Source organism: Mycetohabitans endofungorum, assembly GCF_037477895.1.
GTDB lineage: Bacteria > Pseudomonadota > Gammaproteobacteria > Burkholderiales > Burkholderiaceae > Mycetohabitans.
The window spans coordinates 801,720-825,264 of record NZ_CP132744.1; the positions used below are offsets into that span (position 1 = coordinate 801,720).

22 protein-coding genes and 1 pseudogene are annotated in these 23,545 nt (G+C 57.6%); 13 read left to right on the top strand and 10 right to left on the bottom strand.

Going from position 1 to position 23,545, the window contains the following annotated elements; all coding sequences use genetic code 11:
- Nucleotides 1-3 precede the first annotated feature (3 nt).
- From RA167_RS03725 to RA167_RS03750, 6 genes are all read left to right on the top strand, one after another.
- Nucleotides 4-1,500 (top strand): NADH-quinone oxidoreductase subunit M, encoded by a 1,497-nt coding sequence (locus RA167_RS03725; protein WP_076786444.1) that lies wholly within the window; start codon nucleotides 4-6, stop codon nucleotides 1,498-1,500.
- Nucleotides 1,501-1,518: 18 nt separating this feature from the next.
- Nucleotides 1,519-2,991 (top strand): NADH-quinone oxidoreductase subunit NuoN, encoded by a 1,473-nt coding sequence (gene nuoN, locus RA167_RS03730; protein ID WP_076786446.1) that lies wholly within the window; start codon nucleotides 1,519-1,521, stop codon nucleotides 2,989-2,991.
- Between the two features lie 14 nt (nucleotides 2,992-3,005).
- Nucleotides 3,006-3,320 carry a DUF2818 family protein gene (locus tag RA167_RS03735; protein WP_076786448.1) on the top strand — a complete coding sequence of 105 codons (315 nt, stop codon included), beginning with the start codon at nucleotides 3,006-3,008 and terminating at the stop codon, nucleotides 3,318-3,320.
- A gap of 27 nt (nucleotides 3,321-3,347) precedes the next feature.
- Entirely contained in the window at nucleotides 3,348-3,938 is a 591-nt protein-coding gene (locus RA167_RS03740) for an NUDIX domain-containing protein (protein ID WP_076786450.1), read from the top strand.
- A gap of 123 nt (nucleotides 3,939-4,061) precedes the next feature.
- Nucleotides 4,062-4,220, top strand: a complete 159-nt coding sequence (locus RA167_RS03745; RefSeq protein ID WP_175972433.1) for a hypothetical protein — start codon at nucleotides 4,062-4,064, stop codon at nucleotides 4,218-4,220.
- Nucleotides 4,221-4,354: 134 nt separating this feature from the next.
- Nucleotides 4,355-5,308 (top strand): esterase/lipase family protein, encoded by a 954-nt coding sequence (locus RA167_RS03750; protein WP_237574333.1) that lies wholly within the window; start codon nucleotides 4,355-4,357, stop codon nucleotides 5,306-5,308.
- A gap of 180 nt (nucleotides 5,309-5,488) precedes the next feature.
- Here RA167_RS03750 and RA167_RS03755 read toward each other — a convergent pair.
- A pseudogene (locus RA167_RS03755) lies at nucleotides 5,489-5,650 on the bottom strand (IS3 family transposase); the annotation flags it as partial.
- 26 nt (nucleotides 5,651-5,676) lie between these two features.
- Nucleotides 5,677-6,459, bottom strand: coding sequence for a coenzyme F420-0:L-glutamate ligase (gene cofE, locus RA167_RS03760; protein WP_237573947.1), 783 nt, complete (start codon nucleotides 6,457-6,459; stop codon nucleotides 5,677-5,679).
- 311 nt (nucleotides 6,460-6,770) lie between these two features.
- Between cofE and cofC the strand changes: the two genes are divergently transcribed.
- The 4 genes from cofC to RA167_RS03780 all read left to right on the top strand — a co-directional run bounded on the left by cofC (nucleotide 6,771) and on the right by RA167_RS03780 (nucleotide 13,046).
- Nucleotides 6,771-7,421 (top strand): 2-phospho-L-lactate guanylyltransferase, encoded by a 651-nt coding sequence (gene cofC, locus RA167_RS03765; RefSeq protein ID WP_076786456.1) that lies wholly within the window; start codon nucleotides 6,771-6,773, stop codon nucleotides 7,419-7,421.
- Nucleotides 7,409-9,895 carry a 5-amino-6-(D-ribitylamino)uracil--L-tyrosine 4-hydroxyphenyl transferase CofH gene (gene cofH / locus RA167_RS03770; RefSeq protein WP_076786458.1) on the top strand — a complete coding sequence of 829 codons (2,487 nt, stop codon included), beginning with the start codon at nucleotides 7,409-7,411 and terminating at the stop codon, nucleotides 9,893-9,895. The genes cofC and cofH overlap by 13 nt, the downstream gene beginning before the upstream one ends.
- 214 nt (nucleotides 9,896-10,109) lie before the next feature.
- A complete protein-coding gene (gene cofD, locus RA167_RS03775; protein ID WP_076786460.1) occupies nucleotides 10,110-11,081 on the top strand; it encodes a 2-phospho-L-lactate transferase in 972 nt (323 codons plus the stop codon).
- A gap of 141 nt (nucleotides 11,082-11,222) precedes the next feature.
- Nucleotides 11,223-13,046, top strand: coding sequence for an ABCB family ABC transporter ATP-binding protein/permease (locus RA167_RS03780; RefSeq protein WP_076787772.1), 1,824 nt, complete (start codon nucleotides 11,223-11,225; stop codon nucleotides 13,044-13,046).
- 96 nt (nucleotides 13,047-13,142) lie between these two features.
- Here RA167_RS03780 and ribA read toward each other — a convergent pair whose 3' ends face one another.
- Entirely contained in the window at nucleotides 13,143-13,793 is a 651-nt protein-coding gene (gene ribA, locus RA167_RS03785; protein ID WP_076786461.1) for a GTP cyclohydrolase II, read from the bottom strand.
- Between the two features lie 863 nt (nucleotides 13,794-14,656).
- On the opposite strand from ribA, the gene RA167_RS03790 reads away from it, so the two are divergent.
- Nucleotides 14,657-15,112, top strand: a complete 456-nt coding sequence (locus RA167_RS03790; protein WP_076786463.1) for a DUF1178 family protein — start codon at nucleotides 14,657-14,659, stop codon at nucleotides 15,110-15,112.
- A gap of 88 nt (nucleotides 15,113-15,200) precedes the next feature.
- Here the strand turns inward: RA167_RS03790 and RA167_RS03795 are convergent, their stop codons facing one another.
- The 4 genes from RA167_RS03795 to RA167_RS03810 form a co-directional block, all read right to left on the bottom strand.
- Complete coding sequence (locus RA167_RS03795; RefSeq protein ID WP_076786465.1) at nucleotides 15,201-15,893, bottom strand: glutathione binding-like protein; 693 nt, start codon at nucleotides 15,891-15,893, stop codon at nucleotides 15,201-15,203.
- A 309-nt stretch (nucleotides 15,894-16,202) separates the two neighbouring features.
- Nucleotides 16,203-16,982: an oxepin-CoA hydrolase, alternative type gene (locus RA167_RS03800; RefSeq protein ID WP_076786467.1), complete on the bottom strand. Its 780-nt coding sequence runs from the start codon at nucleotides 16,980-16,982 to the stop codon at nucleotides 16,203-16,205.
- Nucleotides 16,983-17,120: 138 nt separating this feature from the next.
- Nucleotides 17,121-18,305, bottom strand: coding sequence for a pyridoxal phosphate-dependent aminotransferase (locus RA167_RS03805; protein ID WP_076786469.1), 1,185 nt, complete (start codon nucleotides 18,303-18,305; stop codon nucleotides 17,121-17,123).
- A 59-nt stretch (nucleotides 18,306-18,364) separates the two neighbouring features.
- The gene (locus RA167_RS03810; protein ID WP_175972463.1) at nucleotides 18,365-18,907 is read right to left on the bottom strand and encodes a PIN domain-containing protein; all 543 of its coding nucleotides are present in this window, start codon (nucleotides 18,905-18,907) and stop codon (nucleotides 18,365-18,367) included.
- A 153-nt stretch (nucleotides 18,908-19,060) separates the two neighbouring features.
- Here RA167_RS03810 and yaaA point away from each other — a divergent pair, with 153 nt between their 5' ends.
- Together yaaA and RA167_RS03820 are read left to right on the top strand one after the other, a co-directional pair.
- Entirely contained in the window at nucleotides 19,061-19,843 is a 783-nt protein-coding gene (gene yaaA / locus RA167_RS03815) for a peroxide stress protein YaaA (RefSeq protein WP_076786471.1), read from the top strand.
- A 24-nt stretch (nucleotides 19,844-19,867) separates the two neighbouring features.
- Complete coding sequence (locus RA167_RS03820) at nucleotides 19,868-21,010, top strand: M14 family metallopeptidase (protein WP_076786473.1); 1,143 nt, start codon at nucleotides 19,868-19,870, stop codon at nucleotides 21,008-21,010.
- A gap of 57 nt (nucleotides 21,011-21,067) precedes the next feature.
- On the opposite strand, the gene RA167_RS03825 is transcribed toward RA167_RS03820, so the two are convergent.
- The 3 genes from RA167_RS03825 to RA167_RS03835 all read right to left on the bottom strand — a co-directional run bounded on the left by RA167_RS03825 (nucleotide 21,068) and on the right by RA167_RS03835 (nucleotide 23,487).
- Entirely contained in the window at nucleotides 21,068-21,598 is a 531-nt protein-coding gene (locus tag RA167_RS03825; RefSeq protein ID WP_338877224.1) for a BspC domain-containing protein, read from the bottom strand.
- A 269-nt stretch (nucleotides 21,599-21,867) separates the two neighbouring features.
- Nucleotides 21,868-22,560 (bottom strand): energy-coupling factor ABC transporter permease, encoded by a 693-nt coding sequence (locus RA167_RS03830; RefSeq protein WP_076787776.1) that lies wholly within the window; start codon nucleotides 22,558-22,560, stop codon nucleotides 21,868-21,870.
- A gap of 72 nt (nucleotides 22,561-22,632) precedes the next feature.
- Entirely contained in the window at nucleotides 22,633-23,487 is an 855-nt protein-coding gene (locus tag RA167_RS03835; protein ID WP_076787778.1) for a response regulator transcription factor, read from the bottom strand.
- Between the last annotated feature and the right edge of the window lie 58 nt (nucleotides 23,488-23,545).

Sequence of the window (23,545 nt, forward strand, 5' to 3'; positions counted from 1 at the left end):
GGTATGCACGCTCATTTCCCCGTTTTGACTTTCGCGATCTGGCTGCCGATCGCGTTCGGTATCGCCGTTCTTGCGGTCGGCTCAGACAAGACACCGGGTGTCGCGCGCTGGACTGCGCTGATCGGCTCGGTGATCAGCTTCATCGTCACACTGCCGTTGATCAGCGGCTTCGACGCAAGTACGTCAGCGCTGCAGTTCGTTGAAGTCGCGCCGTGGATCGAACGTTTCAACATCACGTACCACCTCGGCGTCGACGGGCTGTCGATGTGGTTCGTTGTGCTGACTGCATTCATCACGGTCATCGTCGTGATCGCCGGATGGGAGGTGATCACAGACCGCGTGGCGCAGTACATGGCCGCCTTCCTGATCCTGTCAGGTCTGATGGTGGGCGTGTTCTCGGCGGCCGACGGGATGCTGTTCTATGTGTTCTTCGAGGCGACGCTGATCCCGATGTACCTGATCATCGGCGTCTGGGGCGGCCCAAACCGCGTGTATGCGGCGTTCAAGTTTTTCCTGTACACGCTGGCCGGCTCGTTGCTGATGTTGGTCGCATTGATCTACCTGTACACGCAGTCGCAATCGTTCGAGTTGTCAGCTTGGCATGCGCTGCCGCTCGGCATGACGCCGCAGGTGCTGTTGTTCGTCGCGTTCTTCCTCGCGTTCGCAGTGAAGGTGCCGATGTGGCCGGTGCACACGTGGTTGCCCGACGCGCACGTTGAGGCGCCAACCGGCGGCTCGGTCGTGCTGGCGGCGATCATGCTGAAACTGGGCGCGTACGGCTTCCTGCGCTTCTCGCTGCCGATCGCGCCGGATGCGAGCCACGTGCTGGCGCCGGTTGTGATCACGCTGTCGCTCGTTGCCGTAATCTATATCGGCTTCGTCGCTCTGGTGCAGGCCGATATGAAGAAGCTGGTCGCGTATTCGTCGATCGCGCATATGGGCTTTGTCACGCTCGGCTTCTTTCTGTTCAGTCAGCTCGGCGTCGAAGGGGCCATCGTGCAGATGATCTCGCACGGTTTCGTGTCGGGTGCGATGTTTCTGTGCATCGGCGTGCTGTATGACCGCGTGCACTCACGCCAAATCGCCGACTACGGCGGTGTCGTGAACACGATGCCCAAGTTCGCGGCGTTCGCGGTGCTGTTCTCGATGGCCAACTGCGGGTTGCCGGGCACGTCCGGGTTCGTCGGCGAGTTCATGGTGATCCTGTCGGCCGTGAAATTCAATTTCTGGATCGGATTGCTCGCGGCGATTACGCTGATTCTGGGCGCTGCGTACACGCTGTGGATGGTCAAGCGCGTCTATTTCGGCGCGGTCGCGAACGACCATGTCGCGAAGCTCGTCGACCTGAGTTGCCGCGAGTTCTGGATGTTGATGGCGCTGGCGCTGCTCGTGCTGTACATGGGCATCTTCCCGAAGCCGTTCACGGATGTGATGCACGAATCGGTGATTAACCTGCTCTCCCATGTCGCGCAGTCGAAGCTGCCGGCGACGCCGCAGTAAGGGAGGATTGAAAACACTATGCAAAACGCTCCTCTCAACGCCCTATTGCCCGATGCATTCCTGATGATCGTGACCGTCGTCGCATGGCTGAACGACATCATCACCGGCAAGAAGGGCCGCGGCCTGACTTATGTGATCGCGGTCGCGTCCGGCTTGATCGCCGCGCTCTGGTATGCGGTGATCGCGACCGATCCGCATCCGCACTACTACTTCTCGAACATGTATGTAGTCGACCCGTTCGCGAGCCTGATGAAGTCGTTCATCTCGCTTGGCTTTGCGGTGTCGCTGATCTATTCGCGCAAGTATCTCGAAGAACGTGACCTGTTCCGCGGCGACTTCTACCTGCTGGCGCTGTTCTCGCTGCTTGGGCAGCTGGTGATGGTGTCGGGCAACAATTTCCTGACGCTGTACCTGGGACTGGAACTGATGTCGCTATCGTTGTACGCGATCATCGCGCTGCGTCGTGACGTGCCGCAATCTAACGAAGCGGCAATGAAGTACTACGTGCTCGGGGCGCTGGCGTCCGGCTTCCTGCTGTACGGCATCTCGATGATGTACGGTGCGACTGGCTCGCTCGACCTGCATGACGTGTTCACTGCGGTCGCGTCGGGTCGCATCAACTATGCCGTGCTGCTGTTCGGTGTGATCTTCATCGTTGCCGGCATCGCGTTCAAGATGGGAGCTGTGCCGTTCCACATGTGGGTACCCGACGTCTATCATGGCGCGCCGACCGCGATGACGTTGCTCACTGGCGGCGGCCCGAAGGTCGCGGCCTTCGCGTGGGGGCTGCGCTTCCTGGTGATGGGGCTACTGCCGCTGGCGGTCGATTGGCAGACGATGCTGGTGATTCTGGCCGCGCTGTCGTTGATCGTGGGCAACATCACCGGTATCGTGCAACGCAACGTGAAACGGATGCTCGCCTACTCGGCGATCTCGAATATGGGTTTTGTGCTGCTCGGCCTGCTGTCCGGCGTCGTCGATGGCAAGGCAAGCGGTGCGGCGAACGCGTACGGATCCGCAGTGTTTTACAGCATCACGTATCTACTGACGACGCTAGGCTCGTTTGGTATCGTGATGCTGCTTGCGCGCCGCGATTTCGAGGCCGACACGCTGGACGACTTCAAGGGTTTGAACAAGCGCAGTCCAGTGTTCGCGTTCGTGATGTTGTTGATGATGTTCTCGTTGGCGGGCATCCCGCCGACGGTTGGCTTCTATGCGAAATTCGCGGTGCTCGAGGCCGCCGTGAATGCGAATTTGACGTGGCTGGCGGTGCTCGCGGTCGTCACGTCGCTGTTCGGCGCGTTCTACTACCTGCGCATCGTCAAGCTGATGTACTTTGACGAGCCAGTTGACGCGACGCCGATCACCGCCTACGGTGGCAATCGCGCACTGCTCGCGCTCAACGGTCTCGCGGTGCTGTTGCTTGGCATCGTTCCCGGACCGCTGATGTCGAGTTGCTTGCAGGCGGTGCGCCAGACACTGTCGCTGTAACGGCGGTTGCCACGATGTCGCCCTCTGGCTGGTTCATTGTCCTGGTCGCGCTGCTCGGCGCGAACCTGCCGTTCGTCAACCAGCGGTTGCTGGCGATACTGCCAGTACCCGGCGCCGCGCCGGGCGCACGCAAGAGCGCCTGGTGGCGGATCGCTGAATTGATTGTGCTTTACTTTGTCACGGGACTGCTCGGCTTCGCGCTCGAGGCACGGGCCGGCAATCGCTTCGAGCAAGAGTGGCAGTTTTACGCGATTACGTTCAGCCTGTTTGTCGTGCTTGCGTTTCCCGGCTTCGTTTTCCAGTATCTCGTCAAGCGGCGCGCCGCGTGAATCGGCGACCGCTCAAAAAGGGGCGACATGACACGCATTCCGACAGACGACGCTCATCTAGTCGAGACCCGTCTCGACGGCCAGACGCTATATGACGGCCATTTCCTGACGCTCAAGCGTGACATCGTGCGGTTGCCGGACGGCAAGACGGCCACGCGTGAGTTCGTCGAGCATCCCGGTGCGGTGATGGTATTGCCGCTGTTGGATGACGGTCGCGTGCTGATGGAGCGCCAGTATCGTTATCCACTTGGCCGTGTGATGGTTGAGTTCCCGGCCGGCAAGCTCGATCCGCAGGAAGGGGCGCTCGCATGTGCTCAACGCGAACTGCGCGAGGAAACCGGCTATCGTGCGAACGAGTTCGTCTACTTGACCCGCATCCACCCGGTCATTTCGTATTCGACCGAGTTTATCGACCTGTACTTGGCGCGTGGGCTGACTGAAGGTGAGCGCGCGCTGGACGACGGTGAGTTTTTGGAAACGATTGTCGTCGAACCGGCCATATTGCACGAGTGGATTCGGTGCGGGGACGTTAGCGATGTCAAGACGATCATTGGTGCGTTTTGGCTTGAAAAAATTTTGTCTGGCGCTTGGCCGGAAAATACCGCGCAGGTAGTTTGATGCCGGCGTGGCCGATCCAAGCGCTGCGCTCGCAGCGGATCGCGCCCCATTAGATAAGGTTGAATTGAGCTGCCAGCCCGTTGAGGGCCCCGACACAGACGTCTCCACGACTGTTCAGCATTTGTGCGGGTGACGCTCTCGGGCGTGGTGACGGTAGACGACAATATTTGCATCCGAGAGATCCTACAGCGCTGGACATCAAGCGCGACGCTTGCCGGCTACGCACTGATCGTCGATGAAGTGGACACGCAGCTGCACTTGCTCCCGACACCCTACCACTAGATGCGCACGGACTTGAAGCGATCTCGTGCACGGCAAATCGGTATTGTGTCAGATTCGAACCGATGATATACAGCTGTTATGGATGTATTGCTACGTCAACCTAGCGCAAAATCATTGCATTGACGAGGTGGATGATGGGAAAGAGGGCTTACGAGGTCCAGTCCGACCAACAGAGGAAGGCAGGGCGAGCGCAGGTTGTACCCGACCAAGATTCATCTGTCAGGCTGGTCAGCCGGCTGGATATCGATCCAGAGAGGCCATTCAAGGGAGTGGAAGCCATTTCGAGACGCTTGTACAATGGATCGCAAGAGATTCATACCACCAATCTTGAGATAGGCCACGATAAAAGTATTCCCAAAGACAAAAAAGAAGCCGTCTCGAAAGCCACACAGGAGCAAATGACCTATGGCTTATTGAATTTCTTGCACAAAATGCCCTATCTTAATCGCCCACCCAATTTTATCGGGCCGTCCGAGCAATCAAACAATGGCATTGAAACCATTTTAGTGCATGGCACGTTCAACGCCACCGCAGCCGAAGTAGGGTGGACCAGCCCGAATGGGAAATACGCCGATATTGTCCGGGAAAAATTTGGCGGGAAAGTGAGTGCTTTACAATGGAGTGGAAAAAATCATCGACTTGCCCGTATTGAGGCGGCGCAAACCCTTGCGAAAAAGATCGATGAAAACACACGGGCCGGTATCATCACGAATGTCATTGCCCATAGTCATGGTGGCAATGTCGCTTTTGAAGCGATTAAGCTGACACAAGGTAATATTGAACAACTGGTCACCTTAGGCACACCCATCCGAGGTGATCATTTACCGCCGACAAAGAAGCTTAGAGAAACGGTAGAACATTATATTCATATTTCAGGTGGCAAAGATACCATTGCCCCTAAAGGCGGCCTAGATTTTGTCACGCCATTTAAAGACAATTTTTCCCAAAAAATGGGATTCAATAAGGCTAAGATAAGCAATCCGTTGGCCAATACCGAACTTCATGTGGCGGACGCCACCCATAGCGAACTCCATTCGAAAGCCGTTTTAGGGCTGCTCACCGCGATAACCCAAGCGACACGGTTGTAAGGCTGGCCAATGGACAGCGCAGGACGTGGCGCCTGAACCTTCTGTGCTTCGCTGGAATTTTCATTAGTTTTGGACGGGCGGCCGATCATTGCATCGCCCACAAGACCGCTCCCACTTTAACCGCTGCTTTTCCCAATTTGGCTGCCCACATGCCACCTTCCGCGTTTATTGACCTCGCCTACTGACCGACTCGTACGCCTTTAGGTAGACCTCTTTATACTTGACGCTGCGCCGCATGCGTTCAACGAACACGTTATCACGCCAGCTTCCTTTGCCGCCCATCGACAGTCCGAGGTCTCAGCCCAACACGGCATCAGTGAACGCGTTCGCCGTGAACTGGCTTTGCACGGCCACCTTTCATTTTATGCTCAGGCCATTTCTACTGCCAATGTAGAGGAGGTTTCACGAAATAAATCTTCTTCTTTGGGGCGAATAAGCTGTTCGACCGTTCCATCAGCAGCAGGTAAATTCGCGCCGCGGATCAGCACAACAGGTGATCCTTCATCGGCTTGTCCCATTAGGAAAGACGCTGCTGCGGCGAGTTCATCGGCCACTGCCACCTGGGTTGTTCGTAAGAGCTGCCCAAACAAATCTGGCTTTCCAATATAATTTTTAAGCGGGGAAAAGCCTGCTACACCGATTGCGCACCCTGCCGTGCCATGGCGCCACACTCTGCCAAAACTATCGTTAATGATAATGTGGACATCGACGCCGCACAAGTGATGAAACTGTTTTTTTAATTCACGGGCACTGTGATCCGGGTCTTTCGGAAGTAGAAGCACACTGTCTTCATCGCCTACATTGGAATGATCGATACCGGCATTCGCCATCACGCATCCGAGACGGTGAGCGGTGATCAGTACACCATCCTGCCTGTGCGCAACGATTTCTGCCGACTCCGATAGGATAAGTTCAACGAGCCGTGGATCCTTATCCACTTTCTGCGCCAAATCGATAGCTTGCTTGCCGGGCGTGACAGAAGATAGCGCAACCCATCGCCCTTCGGACTTTGAAACGATCTTTTGTGCAAGTACTAACACATCGCCATTTTCTAGAGCGATACCATTTTTTTGGATCGCTTCCGTAATAATCTGGCCAAGATCATCCCCTGTTTGTATAAGAGGGATGCCACCGATGGCGGATACAGTCATGCTTCTTTCTGTTCGTGTAGCGTGGCTCATCCTCTTAGCTCCTTAATCTTCCCTTTAGTGGTAGAAAGATTCTCAGAAAAAATAGGCTCAGTCAATAACAAGTGACTAGACAATTTGCTTGCTACTATGCCAGCATGTCGTCGAACTATGGTAATGCAGTGCTTGTACGCAAGTTAGCGGTTCACGATGGAAGCAGACGTACCAATTTGTTGTGCAATAGGTACCTAAGCCAGGTAATTGTTTCGGTTGCTTTGAGCGCGACACAGTTGTCCTGATTTTCCGGGAAGTGAAACAATATGGGATGCAATGGGATGTCTCCTGTTTCTGTCGCCCAGCGTAATACCGGCATCTGGGCGGTCGTGCCGTTGAAAGCGCCTGAGTGTGCCAAAACCCGGTTGGCTGGCGTTTTGAGTCATGCTGCGCGCCAAGCGTTGTTTTTTTCCATGGCGAGTCATGTCATTGGCACGTTGCGCGCATCGCCTCGAATTGCTTCTCTATTGGTGGTGACGCCGTCGGAAAGTACGGCGGAGATGGCTCGGGCAGCGGGTGCTGAAATCTTGTGGGGGCCGCCGGATGAAGGCATGGCGAATGCCTGTTCACGAGCGATGGCCCACATTGCAGCGGCAGGCGGGGAGCGTGTGATGTTTGTCCCTGGTGATTTGCCGCTGCTGGATGAGGCAGCCATCGACATGTTGAGCTGTGCACCGGTCGATGCAATTGGCATGGCGCCGAACCGGGACGGTCATGGCACGAATGGATTGATTTGCCGACCTGGCGCCATTCCGTTGTTTTTCAGCGGGCCAAGCTTTTCCGCTCATCAAAACGCCGCTCGACGCGCCGGAATTGATGTTTGGGTTGTCCGTTCAAGGGAGTGGGCGCTGGATGTTGACTTGCCTGCCGACCTTGAGGAATTCGAGTCTTCCGTCAGAGACGCCAAGAGGAGGGTGCTATGTCAAAATTAGTAAACGATCCTGTTTATAGGGTGATTCAAGAGGCCGAACGTTCCGCTAAGGGCAACCAGCCAAGGCTAGATGACAAGGCTTTGGCATATGAGCTTGAAGCGGTGCAAGATTGGCGTGAGTTGGCCGGTCTGGCATCGGCATGGCGAGACATTGGATGGGGTAATGTCATCACCTATTCACGCAAGGTCTTTATTCCGCTCACCCATCTTTGTCGAGATGTCTGCCATTACTGTACCTTTGCCAAAGCGCCACGGGTCATTGGCCAAGCATTTCTTACCGTGGACCAAGCGCTGGACATTGCACGGGCGGGCGCTGCAGTAGGCTGCCGTGAGGCTTTGTTTACGCTCGGTGATCGGCCCGAAGCGCGTTATGCCGCTGCACGCGAAGCGCTGCAGCAACTGGGTCATGCTACGACGGCCGACTATGTCGCTGAGGTTGCGCAACGTGTACGAGCTGAAACCGGGCTGCTACCGCACTTTAATATGGGCGTGTTAAGCGCGGCAGAATACCAGATGCTACGGCCCCATGCCCCTTCCTTCGGGGTGATGCTAGAGACGGCTTCTGAACGTCTTTCCGAGCGTGGCGGGCCGCATTACGGTTCTCCCGATAAGCACCCGGCAGTGCGGCTTGAAACGCTTCGCTTTGCCGGCGAAGCGCATATACCGATCACCTCAGGCATATTGATTGGTATCGGGGAGACACGCCGCGAGCGGCTTGAATCGCTCTTTGCGCTGCGGGATTTGCATGATCGCTATGGCCATCTGCAGGAAGTCATTATTCAGAACTTTCGCGCGAAACCCGGCACCAAAATGGTCAACGCGCCTGAGCCGTCAATGGACGAATTGTGTTGGACAACAGCGGTCGCCCGGTTGGTTCTGGGTTCCGCAATGAGCATTCAGGTGCCGCCTAATCTTTTCGATGGTGACCTGACCGACTTGATACGCGCGGGAATCAATGATTGGGGAGGCGTCTCACCGGTCACGCCTGATCACGTTAACCCAGAAGCGCCGTGGCCGCAAATTGACCGCTTAAGTGAGGTCACCGACAGGGGGGGGAAGACGTTGACCGAGCGGATAACCGTCTATCCTGCCTATATCGAGGAACGTGATCGTTGGATCGACCCGGGCTTGCATGCTGATGTGCTGCGCCATTCAGATTGCAGTGGTTTGGCAACAAGCGATCTATGGAAAGCAGGCTCCAAGACGATGGGGGATATTGCTCGCCTGGCAGTGACTACCACGGCTTCTCATGCTGACCGTGTTTGTTCGCAGACGATCGATATCGTGGATAAATGCGTGGCGGGCGAGCGCCTCGAAGAAGCCGAGCTTGTCCATTTATTCAACGCCCGCGGCCACGATTTTACGTACTTGACGCACACGGCGGACCGTTTGCGTAGGCAAACGAAGGGTGACACGATCACTTACGTCGTCAATCGGAACATCAACTACACAAACGTCTGCCAATACCATTGCAATTTTTGCGCTTTTTCGCGAGGGCCGATACAAGAAGACCTGCGCGAAAAGCCCTATATCGTTGACCTCGACGAAATCCGTCGCCGCGTGAAAGAAGCGTGGGATCGCGGTGCGACGGAGGTTTGCCTGCAAGGAGGCATTCATCCCGACTATACGGGACGCACTTACGTTGATATCTGCGAAGCGGCTAAAACAGAATGTCCAGACATGCACATTCACGCCTTCTCGCCCCTTGAGGTGATGCATGGCGCAACTAGCCTGGGGAAATCCATCAGCGCTTTTTTGTCTGATTTGAAAAATGCCGGGTTAAGTACTTTGCCTGGGACCGCAGCCGAGATCCTGGACGATGAAGTGCGGCGACAAATCTGTCCGGACAAGCTGAATACGCAAGAATGGCTGACAGTCGTGCGATCGGCACACGAGTTGGGATTGCGAACCACTTGCACGATCATGTTCGGCCATGTCGAATCTTATAAGCACTGGGCGCGACATATCCTCAGGCTTGCGGAGCTGCAACGCGATACAGGCGGTCTGACTGAGTTTGTTCCATTGCCCTTTGTCCATGAAGAAGCGCCGTTATTTAAAAAGAAAGGCGCGCGCCAGGGGCCGACTTTGCGAGAAGCCGTTTTGATGCATGCAGTCGGGCGTCTGGCGTTTCATGGCCTGATTGACAATATTCAAACGTCTTGGGTGAAAATGGGTGAGCAGGGCGCGCAGCTTTGCTTGCAGGCGGGGGCCAACGATTTGGGTGGTACCCTAATGAACGAGTCGATCAGCCGCGCAGCCGGTGCAGCCCACGGGCAGGAAATGCCGCCTGCTGCCATGGAAGCACTGGCCGCCAGACTCGGGCGCCGTGCGATGCAGCGTACCCCTCTTTACCGTGACGTCAGTACTGAGCGGCAGCAGGCTTCGTATGCTGCTCCTGCGCTGGCACCTGTGCGGTTCATGAAGGCCGGACGTTTGGTGCGTGGGCACGGCCATCAGGTCTTGAACGAAGCGTAACAATAATCGGGCCTGTATCAGTGGGTTCATGGTGTGGCTTGCCTGCAGACTGCCTAAATCGATGTTGTGATGGCGCTCACGCAGTGCTTCACATCATGGATTCACTAAGATGCTCAAACGTCTATATCAAAGTAGACAGACACTATTCGGCCTGACAGGATCGGAAGGGTGATCTGTTTAAGTCAAAAATGCTTGACCTTTACATAGGAAGGAAATGGCAAAGTATGTTGCGTTGTGCGGCGGGGTGGGCGGCGCTAAGTTGGCTTATGGTCTAGCGCATGTGCTTTCTGCGGACGAGTTGACGATCGTTGTCAACACGGGTGACGATTTTGAGCATCTTGGCTTGCTCGTCTGTCCCGATCTGGACACGGTTGTCTATACGCTGGCCGATGTGGCGGATGCAAAGAAAGGGTGGGGGCGGGCGAACGAGAGCTGGTCTTCGCAAGAAGCGCTGGCTCGTTTGGGCGGGCCGGTCTGGTTTCAGTTGGGTGACAAGGATCTTGCGCTTCATCTCTATCGGCGCAGCTTGCTTGACGGCGGTGCCAGCTTATGTGATTTAACTGCGACCATTGCTAGCGCATTCGGTGTCAAGCATTCGATCGTCCCGATGTCTGACGATCCGGTTAGAACTGTCGTTGAGACAGAAGAAGGCGATTTGCCTTTTCAGACGTATTTTGTTAAACGGCGATGTGAGCCGCGCGTGTCGGGGTTTCGCTTTGAAGGTGCTTCGTCGGCACGATTATCGTCGCCATTTGAAGCAGCGCTGAGTGCGCCCGACCTGGCTGGCGTGATCTTATGTCCTTCTAATCCTTTCGTCAGCATTGGACCGATTCTGGCATTACCAGGCGTGCGTGACAGGCTGCGTGCCTGCAATGTGCCTGTTTTAGCTGTTGCACCGCTCGTCGGCGGCGAAGCAGTCAAAGGCCCATTGACTAAGATGATGCATGAACTGGGAATGAAGGCTTCGGTTGGCGCGATTGCTTCTCTTTATGCCGATTTCCTCGATATCTTGGTGATTGATCCGTCGGATGAACGCGATCATGACCTCTTGCGCACAGACCTTATGGCAGTCGATAAAGTCAAGACGCTCATGAAAACGCCTGATGAGCGTATCGCGCTTGCGCGACATGTGCTGGCTTGCGTTGAACACTATCGAAACAATCGACAGGCGACCCATGCTGCATAGCAGCGCGCCGCATGAATCACATTGACCACGATTTCTTGCGAAGTAGATTGATTGCTATAAAGAAATAAAAAAATGATTAAGGGCATGCAGTACGGCAAACGCTTGCTGAACCAATCACGAAGAATGTACTATCCATTACGCATGCGCCGCCTTTGGGCTTTTGTTTCTCCTTTGGTATCTTTGAATCGGCGTGGTGACTGGCAGACAATCGCTGCGCTATTTCCTTATTTGATGGTTTATAAAGGGCGCGTCGCATTTGCACTCGCCTGCCTGGTTGGCGCAAAACTCGCCAATCTGGGCGTTCCGGTTGTGATGAAAGCGATTGTCGACCAGCTATCTGAAATTGACCGGTTGGCAGTTCAGGAGTCGTCGTTTTCATTGTTCCACGGCGTTGGTTTTCTTATTGTCGCTTATGCGGTCGTGCGCTTATCCAGCTCGTTTTTTGCGGAGCTGCGTGAAATTATCTTTGGAAAAGTGGCTTACAACGCGGCGCGACAAGTGGCACTCGCAGTATTTCGGCATTTGCACACGCTGTCATTGTGCTTTCACCTTGAGCGGCAAACGGGTGGCCTATCACGCGATATCGAGCGAGGGACGCGTGGCGTCAAGACGCTTGTTTCGTATTCACTCTACAATATTCTACCAATATGTGTTGAAGTCGTGTTGGTACTCATTTTCTTTGCTATTCGCTACGATATCTATTATACGATTGTTACACTGTTCGTGCTTGCGGCTTACATTACGTTTACCGTGATGGTGACGGAATGGCGTACGCGCTTAAGGCAGGAGATGAATAAGCTTGATTCGCGCTCCAATACGCTAATGGTCGATTCGCTTATTAATTACGAGACAGTCAAGTGCTTTGGTAACGAGCAACACGAAATTCGGCGCTATGATGAAGGCATGATGCTTTATCATGATGCGGCGGTTCGGTCCCAAAGATCGCTTTCTTTTATGAATTTGGGTCAGCAGTCGATTATTGCGATCTGCATGATCGCCGTTTTATGGAGGGCGACGCAACAGGTTGTGGATAAGCAGTTGACATTGGGCGACTTTGTGTTAATCAATACGTTTATGCTGCAGATATATATTCCACTGAGTTTTTTGGGGAATATGTATCGAACTTTGAAGCAAAGTCTGACCGATATGGATCAGATGTTTTCGCTGCTAAATCTCAAGCGTGAAGTTGACGACATTCAAGGTGCGTTTCCGCTTGCTGTCCGGAGCGCTGAAGTATGCTTCGAGCATGTTAGCTTTTCATATGAGCCGCAACGGCAAATTTTACGAGATATAACGTTTACGATTGCGGCGGGCACGACGACCGCAATTGTTGGACATAGCGGCTCAGGTAAGTCAACACTCGCACGACTGTTGCTCCGCTTTTATGATGTGGACCATGGCGCTGGGCGTATTCTGATCGGTGGCCAAGATATTCGAGCTGTGACGCAAGATTCGCTGCGCGCGGCCATTGGCATTGTGCCGCAAGATACGGTGCTTTTCCGTGACACAATCTATTACAATATTGCGTATGGTCGGTTGTCTGCTTCGCCAGAAGAGGTGATTGCGGCTGCGCGCGCCGCCCATATTCATGCTTTTATTGAAAGCTTGCCTGCTGGCTATGCCACCATCGTGGGTGAGCGTGGTTTGAAATTATCTGGCGGCGAAAAGCAGCGCATCGCAATCGCCCGCACATTGCTGAAAAAGCCGCCTATTCTAATTTTTGATGAAGCGACTTCAGCACTCGATTCACGTGCTGAGCGTGCGATTCAGCGCGAGTTGAAACAGCTTGCGCGTCATCGTACAACGCTGATCATTGCGCATCGTCTATCGACAATTACGCATGCGCAACAGATCCTTGTCATGGATCAAGGCCGTATCGTTGAGCGCGGCACCCATAGAACATTGCTGAATGCAGGCGGCCTATATGCGCAAATGTGGGCATTGCAGCATAAGCAGCCTGAATAAAAGCATGTAAATAGAAACGATTGCTTTGATCAGCGCTCACCACGTAAAGCAGTGGATATATTGTAGTGAGCGCCGAGTTAAATATAATGACAACGGCTATAATGACAACGGGCACTGAAGTTCATTCTCGTCAAAATAATGCCCGAAACGATTACGCTTGGTCCAGATATAACGCTCATTTTCCTCTCGTAATGCAACCGCGAGGTCAACGCGCTCACATACCGGAATGCCATGGCGCTGCAGCGCCTCAAATTTATCCGGGTTGTTGCTCATCAGCCGTACCGACAGGATGCCAAGTTGGCGCACGATGCTCGCCGCGCAGTCATACTCGCGCGCGTCGTCTGGCAAACCCAGGTCGCGATTGGCATCGACAGTGTCACGTCCTTGTTCTTGGAGTCCGTATGCAAGAATTTTGTTGCACAAGCCAATGCCGCGTCCTTCATGGCCTCGCAGATACAATAGCGCGCCAACACCCTCGGATGCGATATGGCGTAGTGCAGCGTCCAATTGTTCACCACAATCGCAACGCAGTGATCCTAGTACATCACCCGTAAGGCACTCAGAGTGCAGTCGTGTCAGTACTGATTCACGCTGGCAAACATCGCCCATTACTAGCGCGAGATACTCATTGTCATCGCTTTTCGAACGAAATGCGTGGGCAACAAAATTTCCGTAACGAGTTGGTAGTGCCGCTTTGCCAACATGCGTCACGTATTCGCTGCTTCTATCATGGCATTGTAGTAGCATCGGATCACCCCGGGAGGCTGAAGTGGTACTGCTGCAATACACAAAATTTTCTGTATCAGACAAAACTTAATCTTTATTCAGCATTGCTCACTGAGCAAGCACACCCAACATGCCAAATGGACCTATGTGCTTAACGATCGCTATGTAATGTTGAATACCCTAACAGCGCAGTGTGCAATGATGTTTTTAAGCTATGTCGTCGAGCAGGATTGCATACTTGTATGGAAATGGCAATAGAAAAATTGCATGTGGTATAGCCCTTTGCGGGAACGTGCGCTATACGGGCGGCAAGTGATGCGTGCGTGAATTTCGTTGTAGATAATAAAGCATTATTTGATGGCAGATTGCCGTAATTGTTGCTCTGTTGTTTCATCCGGCACGGTAGCACGTCAGCAGGTTCGACCGGTTGTTGCAACAACTTCGAATTAGCGGTGTTATAGGGGACGACCACGGGGTTGGGCCTCGAGGCAAACGGGACGGCCAATGATGTCATCGCCTGGCAGACCAAGCGTCAATCAGTTGGAGACGAAGCAAGCGTTCTGAAAATGCATTACCGAGGGAAGGGAGGGTGACGCCGCGGCGTTGGCGTGCAGCGCTTTACATCCAGTGCTGCGACGCTTTGCGATTTGAACTATCCGCGTGTCTGCGTATCGGCCGAGCACTGCGTGTACTACGGCCAGAACGCCACAACGACGTAAAAGCTTCGTCACCGCCGAGATGATGAGGAGGACAAGGCGGGCGGTGAGTGGGCGGGTTGCGCCACGCGCAAACGCGCTAGAATGGTCGGCCACGGTCTGATAATTTAGAACGATCATGCACAAATCGCGCGGATTGCGCTACACTGGATCGTACATTTCATGGGTATGAAAGTTCTCGATTTAACCTGCGAGCACGCGCACCGGTTCGAAGGCTGGTTTCAGTCGGCTGAGGACTTCAAGTCGCAACTGGAGAGGCACTTCGTCGAGTGTCCGATATGTGGTTCGAAGACGGTGCAGCGCGTGCCGTCGGCGCCCCGGTTGAACCTGTCGGGTGCGGCCGCGCCGGCGCAATGCGATGGCGCGCCGGGCGTCGGCGGGCAGTCGCTGAATGCGGGCGAATTGCAGGCGCGTTGGCTGCAGATGATGCGGCAGGTGATCGAGCACACCGAAGACGTAGGCGAGCAGTTCGTTGAGGAAGCGCGGCGGATCCACTATGACGAGGCGCCGGCCCGCAGCATCCGCGGGGTCACGACGCTTGACGACGCGCGGGCTCTGTTGGACGAGGGCATCGACGTGATGCCGTTGCCATTGCCAGCGTTGCTGAAAGAGCCGCTCCAATGATCTGGGCGGCGCTTCAGCTGCGCGTAACAGCGTGCGGCAAGAAAACGAGCGCATGGATTTCAGTACCCGCCCTGCCGACTCGGTTTCTTTAGCGTTGCGCGTACTGCGTGGCGCCGAACAGGACTTCGCGCGCCTTGTCGTCGGTCAGCGCCTTGCGCGCGGATACCAGCACTTCGACGCCCCGCTGCACCGCGGGCCGCGCATTGATGCGTTGCTGCCATGCGCTCACGTTCGGGAAACTGTCGAGATCGATTCCCTGATTCTTCCACGAGCGCGTCCACGGGAATGCCGCGATGTCCGCGATCGTGTAGTCATCACCGGCCAGATAGGGATGCTTACCGAGCTGTTTCTCCATCACGCCATACAGCCGTCGCGCTTCGTTCGTGTAGCGATTGACCGCATATTCGATTTGCTCCGGCGCATAGATCCGAAAGTGGTGCGCCTGTCCGAGCATCGGGCCAAGTCCACCCATCTGAAACATCAGCCACTGCAATGTCGCATAACGTTGGGCCGGATCGGCTGGCAGAAATTTTCCGGTCTTCTCCGCGAGGTAGATCAGGATCGCGCCCGATTCGAACAGCGCGATCGGCTGGCCACCGGGACCCTCGTGATCGACGATCGCCGGGATCTTGTTGTTTGGGCTGATCGCCAGGAACTCGGGCTTGAACTGGTCGCCTGCGCCGATGTCGACCGCATGGACGGTGTAGGGCAGCGCTAGCTCTTCAAGCATGATATGGACCTTGTGGCCGTTCGGCGTGGCCCAGCTGTAAATATCGATCATATCCGCTTATCGAGGCGCGTCCCCGGTGCGCGGATCCGGCCCGCGCGCGTTTTCGGCGCCCCATCCTGTAGAAAGTTGAATGTTTACACGATGCCTGCAGCGCATCGAGCGCCGTTGGCTGCGAGGTGCATGCTATTTAAGCATAGAACCGGCTGGATCGCAGCGTCACGGGCCAGGCTCACACGCGGGACGCCGTTTCTGTCTTTCAGATACGATGCCAGCTCCAGTCGGACGATTGCTGCGATGGACTTCATTCGGTCCGTTGGCCTGTCGCAGCGTACGCGCCGACGTGTACGCGTAGGCCCGCGGTCATTTATAGCGCGCTTCGCGATTTTCCAGGAACGCGCTGATCCCTTCGAGACCATCGCGATGATGCAGCGACGCGACGAAATGGTCCCGTTCGGCGACCAGCTGCTCGGCCAACGGTTGCCTGGGAGCATCGTCGACGAGCGCCTTAATCCGGGCCACCGCGTTTGGCGACAGCCGCGCCAGCTCGTCAGCCCATGCGAGTGCGCTCTCCAACGCTGCGCCTGCTGCGCTGAGCCGGTTGACTACGCCCAGCGCCGCCAGGCGCGGCGCCGGCACCGGCTTGCCTTCCAGGATGATTTCGGTGGCTAGCGCGCGCGGCAGTGCCCGGGACAGGAACCACGAGCCGCCGCCATCGGGCGTGAGTCCGACACGCGCATACGACATCACGAATTTTGCGTTATCCGCTGCCACCAGCAGGTCGCAGGCGAGCGCGAGCGAGAAACCTGCGCCGGCCGCTGCCCCTTCGACCGCGGCGATCACCGGTTTGCGTGAGGCGCGGATCGCGCTGATCCACGCGCCGAGCAGGTCGATGCTGTCGGCCTGCACCGATGGACCCTTCGCCCGATTCTCCAACAGCCGGTGCAGGTTGCCGCCCGCGCAGAAGAAATCGTCGGCGCCGGTCAGCACGATGACCCGGATCTCCGGGTCGCGCTCGGATGAATCGAGCGCCTCGATGCCGGCGGCGTACATGTCAGGGTGCAACGCGTTGCGTGCGCCCGGGTTGGACAGCGTGAGCACGAGCGTCGCATCCCGGCGGGTGGCGAGCAATTCGGCGGTCATCGGTGGATTCCTTCATGTTGGGGGGCGTCGCTCTCGACAGGCAGCAGCGACAGGCCCAGTTGTGCGCGGCGCGCCAGCCATGGCGACGGCCGGTAGTGCGGATCGTTCAGTGGGGCGCAGATGGGCGCGCGCCACACGCTACAGCGCGGCAAGGCGCTCGAGCGCGCTTGCCAGCGTTGTTTCGCGTTTGGCAAAGCAAAAGCGCACGACGCCGGCGTCGTGCGCCCGATGATAGAACGCGGACACGGGAATCGCCGCAACACCGATCTCGACGGTTAACCACCTGGCAAACTCCGCCTCTGGCAGTGCCGAGATTGCCGAATAATCGACGCACTGAAAATACGTACCTTCACATGGCAATAGCTTAAAACGCGTGCGTTCCAGGCCGGCACGAAAGAAGTCGCGCTTGGCCTGGTAGAACGCCGGCAACGTCAGGTAGGGCGCTGGGTCGGCCATGTACGCGGCGACGCCTGCCTGGGTGGCCGAATTCACCGTGAACACGTTGAACTGGTGGACCTTGCGGAACTCGGCGCTCAATTCGCGCGGCGCGGCGACGTAGCCGAGCTTCCAGCCGGTCACGTGATAGGTTTTGCCGAAGCTTGATACGACGAAACTATGCGCCGCGAGGTCCGGATAGCGCGCAACACTCTCGTGGCGGGCGCCGTCAAACACCATATGCTCATAGACCTCGTCAGACAGCACTAGGATGTCCGTGCCGCGCACGATGTCCTGCAGCGCCCGCATGTCGCTGTCGCGCCAGATCGTGCCGGTTGGGTTGTGCGGCGTGTTCACGATGATCAGCCGGGTCTTCGGCGTGATCGCCGCGGCGAGTTGGTCGAACGCAATCCGATAATCGGGTGCGTCCAGCGTCACGAACACGGGTTTGCCACCCGCCAGCTCAATTGCCGGCAAGTAGCTGTCGTAGTAAGGCTCGATCACGATGACCTCGTCGCCCGGCTGCACACAGCACAGCACGGCAGTGAGCAACGCTTGCGTTGCGCCCGCGGTGATGGTGATTTCGCTGGCCGCATCGTAACGATGGCCGTACAGCTGCTCGATCTTTGCGGCAATCGCATTGCGCAGCGACGCAAGACCGGCCATCGGCGGGTACTGGTTGAAGCCGTCACGCATCGCCTGCGCGACCGCATCGATAATTGTCGGGTCGCAGTCGAAATCCGGAAACCCCTGACCCAGGTTGACGGCGTTGGCCTCGGACGCGAGCGCGCTCATCACCGTAAAGATCGTCGTGCCGACTTGCGGCAACCGCGATGGGAAGGAGGGCACGCGGGGCGACGTATCGGGCGGGCGATGCGAGGCGTTCATGGCATAAGCGTTGTGTCGATAGGGGGAGCCGTGCGACCGGATGATCGATGCCAGCAGGCCTATTGTACGGTAGGCTCGTGCGTTGCGTCGCCCGCCGCCGACTGGGCAAGGCCTGCGGCCGCGACGAACTGGGCCGGCTGCGCAATGCGCAAGTTGAACTCGCGCGCCATCCGGCGCGCCATCTTTAACAGCGCCTTGTCCTTGGTGACCAACCACTGTGCGGCTGCGTCATACGCTAATTCGAGGAACTTTTGGTCGTCGCGGTCTCGGCACAGCGGTAGTGCGCGCGGTGCGGCGCCGGCTGCGCGCGCACTTGCGCTCGCATTCGCGCCTGCCTCCGGTACAGACATTGCAGTGCCGCCCTTCGTGCGCAGCGCCGGTGCTACGCGCACACACAGCCGGGCGAGCCGCGCGAGTGCCGCCGGCTTATCGATTGCGTAGCGCACGAACTGCGGGTAGTCGAGCACGCGCTGCAGCTCGTTGAGGCAGCGGTCGTTCTGCACCGCGTCGAGGCTGCCGTCCTGCAGCGCTATTGCAATCAGGCGGGTCGCGGGATCGTCGAATACCAGGATGTCGATCCACACGTTCGTGTCGAGTACCACCCGGGGACGGACGAAGGCAGCCGCAGGGGCGCTCGATGGTGCGACAGGGTCGGCCGGCAGCGGCGGGGCGGAACGGGAGGGCGTCATTGTCGATACAATGGCAACGCTTGCGGCCAATCACGCCGCGCGATGCCTTTTTTCAGTCAGCCTTCCATGATAATCGTTTTATCGCCCGCCAAGTCACTGGACTATGACACACCGCCCCATGTACGCAAGCATACGCTACCGGCGTTCCTTGACGACTCGGCCGAGTTGATTACGCAGTTGCGCACGTTCTCGCCGCAGCAAATCGGCACATTGATGCGTCTTTCCGATCCGCTCGCGCGCTTGAACTATACGCGGTACGGCGACTGGTCTGCCGCGCGGTTCGCGCCACCGCATGCCAAGCAGGCGATGCTCGCGTTCAATGGCGATGTCTACGATGGGTTCGACGCGCGGTCCTTGTCTGCCGCCGATCTGGATTATGCGCAACGCCATATACGCGTGCTCTCCGGCTTATATGGGGTGCTGCGTCCGCTTGATCTAATGCTGCCGTACCGGCTCGAAATGGGTACGCGGCTTGTCAACCCGCGCGGCAAGGATCTGTACGCATTCTGGGGCGACAAGATTACCGCTGCGCTGAGCGCACAGCTCAAGCGCGCAGGTGGCGCGCGGGTATTGATCAATTGCGCGTCGGACGAGTATTTCCGTTCGGTCAGGCCGCGCCAGCTTGACGCACCGGTGATCACCCCAGTGTTCGAGGACTGGAAAAACGGTCAATACAAAATCATCAGCTTCTACGCCAAGCGTGCGCGTGGCGCGTTCGCCCGCTTTGCAGTCGTGAACCGGATCGACGAGCCGGCTAGGCTCATCGCGTTCGACGCCGACGGCTACCGGTTCGATGCGAAGGCGTCGAACGATTCGACCTATGTATTTCGTCGCAAGCAGGCCACCTGACTCCATTCGTTGCGGATCCGACCCATGAGCATTCACATCAGTAGTCAATTCGATTCAGGGGCAATTGATATCGTATCGTGCGAGCGCGCGGACGACATTCGATTGCGGTTGCGCGCCGACACCCGAGCGGCGTTTGCGCAGTGGTTCTATTTCTCGCTGAGCGGTGCGAAAGACGTGGGCTGCACGATCACGTTCGAGAACGCGTCGCACAGTGCTTTTCCGGATGGATGGCACGGTTATCAGGCTGCCGCGAGTTATGATGGCATCGACTGGTTCCGGGTGCCCACCACGTATGACGGTCAGGTGCTGCGCATCTGTCATCGGCCGGCGCACGACCGGATCTATTACGCGTATTTCGAACCGTATCCGTATGCGCGACATGCACAGTGGGTCGACACGCTGGTCCAGCAGCCTGGCGTGCGCCTGACCGAACTGACCCGTACCGTGCAGGCGCGTGCGCTGGATCTGTTGACCGTTGGCGAACCGGCGCCGCACAAGCGCAACATCTGGATCATCGCAAGGCAGCATCCGGGCGAGACGATGGCGCAGTGGTTCGTCGAGGGTCTGCTCAGGCGCTTGTGCGGCCTTGGCGATTGGCGGGGCGACCCGCTGGGCCGCATCGTGCTCGAACGTGCGGTCTTTCACGTGGTACCGAACATGAACCCGGATGGCAGCGCGCTGGGTAACTTGCGCACCAATGCCGCTGGCGCGAACCTGAACCGGGAATGGTTGCAGCCGGACCTGCATCGCAGCCCCGAAGTGCTGGCCGTACGCGACGCTATCCATGCGAGCGGTTGCGACATGTTCTTCGATATCCATGGCGATGAAACGCTGCCATACGTCTTCGTCGCCGGCTCGGAAATGCTGCCCGATTTCTCTCACGCGCAACGCCGTGTGCAAGACGAATTCATCCGCCATTTCAAGCGCGCCAGCGCGCACTTCCAGGATGAGCACGGATACGAGTCCGGGCGTTACCAGCAGGATGCGCTCCAGCTCGCCTCCAAGTATATCGGCCACACCTTTAAGTGCCTGTCGCTCACGCTTGAAATGCCATTTAAGGACGATGCGAACTTGCCTGACCCGCACGTCGGCTGGAACGGCGCGCGCAGTGCGTCGCTGGGTGCGGCGATGCTGCAGGCCATCGGTTGGCAACTCGACGCGATGTGACGCACTGCGGCATTGTGTGCGCAGCGTTTGTCACACGCAGGCGCGTGCATGGTGGGCTCAGCGCCGCCGGCCTTTCTTGCCGGTGCCTTTGCCTGCCGCCTTCGCTGGACTCTTGCGGCCCGAGCCGCGCAACGCCTTTTTGGCCTTGCCGGCCTGGCGACTCGGCGCAGCGCGCTTAAACGGCGCGACCGGATCATTCCAACTAAAGGCGAGCATTTTCGCGTCGACGTAGCCGCAGCGGAATTTCAGCGCGTCGGGCTTCGTTGAACCATCCTTGCGCATGCCGACCCCTTGGACGGTGACGATCGAATCGACCTTGATCCGTTGCTTGCCCTGGTCGAACGAGCCTTTCCATGGCTTGACTTCGGCGTGCGCGGGATCGAACGAGCTGTGTGGAAATTCGACGTGGTCAAACGCGCTCGATGTGCCGACGATAAAGTCGGCGTGCGCCGCGCAGTCCGCGACTAGCGGATTGGCTCTCATTTGCGTGATGAATTGGTAGACTAGCTCGTTGTGGTGTTCGACTTGGTCGGCGCAGGCCATCGTGGGAATGGCGATTGCCATGGCCACGAGCGCGCATGAGGCCATGGCGCCGATCAGTCGTTGCATCGGGCGCGACGTAGAATGACGATCCATCTAATCCTGTTGCTAGGTGCCGTGAAAAAAGCCGCGGTCGAAGTGAGAGGATGTGCGCAAGTGGATTCGCACGCGATGTCGAGTCCGGACTTGGATACACTCAGAGGCCCGCGGTTGAGCTAGCGTTCTATCTTAACGCAAAACAGAGGAGGTACTGCGGCCGGCCGGCGTAGCGCGCGGCAACTGTTGCACACGACATAGTGGACCGCCAGGCTGCTGGGTCAGGCGCGCGGGCCCCGGTCCATGTGGCGGCGATCGAACCGGTAGCGGCGTACATCGTACGTGGTGACCCACGCCGGGCGATAGACGGCGAACAGCGCGGTTAGCATGCCACAGAACCACGCTTCGCCGGAGGCGAGCATGCCGACGGCCATCCCGTAGCCGGGCGGGATCACGGCCGTATCGCCGTGGGCCAGCACCAGGTATAAGCCTAGTGCACCGGCACAGGCGGCAACCAGCGCTAGCGCGGCGGTCACGAAGCCGTGGCCGAAGATGAACATCAACAAGTTTCGCGGTAACCATGCGGCAATAACCCGCTGTAGCAGCGTCGAGACAAAGACCGGCACTGCCCCAAATATGACAAAGGTCAGACCCACGCCATCCCACGGTACGCTGAAGATCGCGGCCACCAGCGCGCATATGACTGCCATCGACACCAACGCGAGCGACCAGCCGAACAGCGTGACCATCAATGTCGCGCCAAGCAGATGCATCACCGGGCCATCGTTCAGCCATGCGTTGGTGGCCCACATGACCGCGATCGCCACGGTCATGCCAAGCCACAGGTGCTGCAGCGTATCGTCGCGCAACCGCGCGAAGGGCTTCTTCCACGCCGCGAGCACAAGCAGAGCCACGGCGGCAAGGTTGCCACCTATCGCCAACCACCATGGTAACGACGTGTAGAGGAATCCCATATCACACATATTACTCGCTGCGCGGCTCCCGGTGGTGGAAGCAAATCGCACGCCCGCGCACGGCGTTGCGATTCAACGACGCTTGCGTGGAACGACCTTGTATGGCACGCCGTCTGGCTCCGCGGCTTGCAGTATCGCTTGGTCGCGCCCATTGGCTGCGTCGCGCCGTCGGTGCTCGCGGGTGGCCGCACGCAGCGGCGTCGGCCCAGCCTCACCATAGACCGGTTGCCGTGCCTGCTGGGTCGCATCGCGTAGCACTTCCAGTGCGCCAGTCTGCCAACCATTGTAAATCGCCACCGCGGCCGCGCGATTGGTCGCGCCAAGCTTCTCGAAGATCGCGCCGAGATGGATCTTGACCGTTCCTTCACTGATGCCCAGCGCGCGTGCGATGCTTTTGTTGGTCGCACCCATGTGCACAAGCCGCAGGATTTGCTCTTGGCGCGGCGACAGTAGGCCAGACGACGCACTTTGGCGCCGGCAGGCTGCTCGGTTCAGCGAACTGTCCCCGTACGCGTTGATCGGCACGACGGTGGGCGTGTGCAGATTCAGTCCACTGGGCGGCACGTAGTGCCCGCCGAGCAGCACGATCTCGAACGCGCGAACGATAAGACGCGGATTGAGGTGCCGCGGCACAACGCCGAGCACGCCGGCGTCGACCAGCGACTTGACCCGCGTTGGGCTGGCATCATCGACCAACGCCGCAATCGGCAGGTTGGGATAATGGCGCCGGAGATCGAAGATATCCTGCACACTCATCCCGTCCTGCCAGTCGATGACGAGCATGTCTGGGCAGGCATGTTGCAGGACGCGCTGCGCTTGTCGCCAGTCACGCGCATCGTAGAATGATGCATGTCGATTAATCTGGCGCAGCAATGTTTTTAGCCCTTCGCGCCTCTCGGCTTGCTCATTCAGCAAGCAGACTTTCATGACCACTTCTCCCTGACTGAGTCCACACAACCGCGCCGCCGCGTTGGCCAGCGCGGCG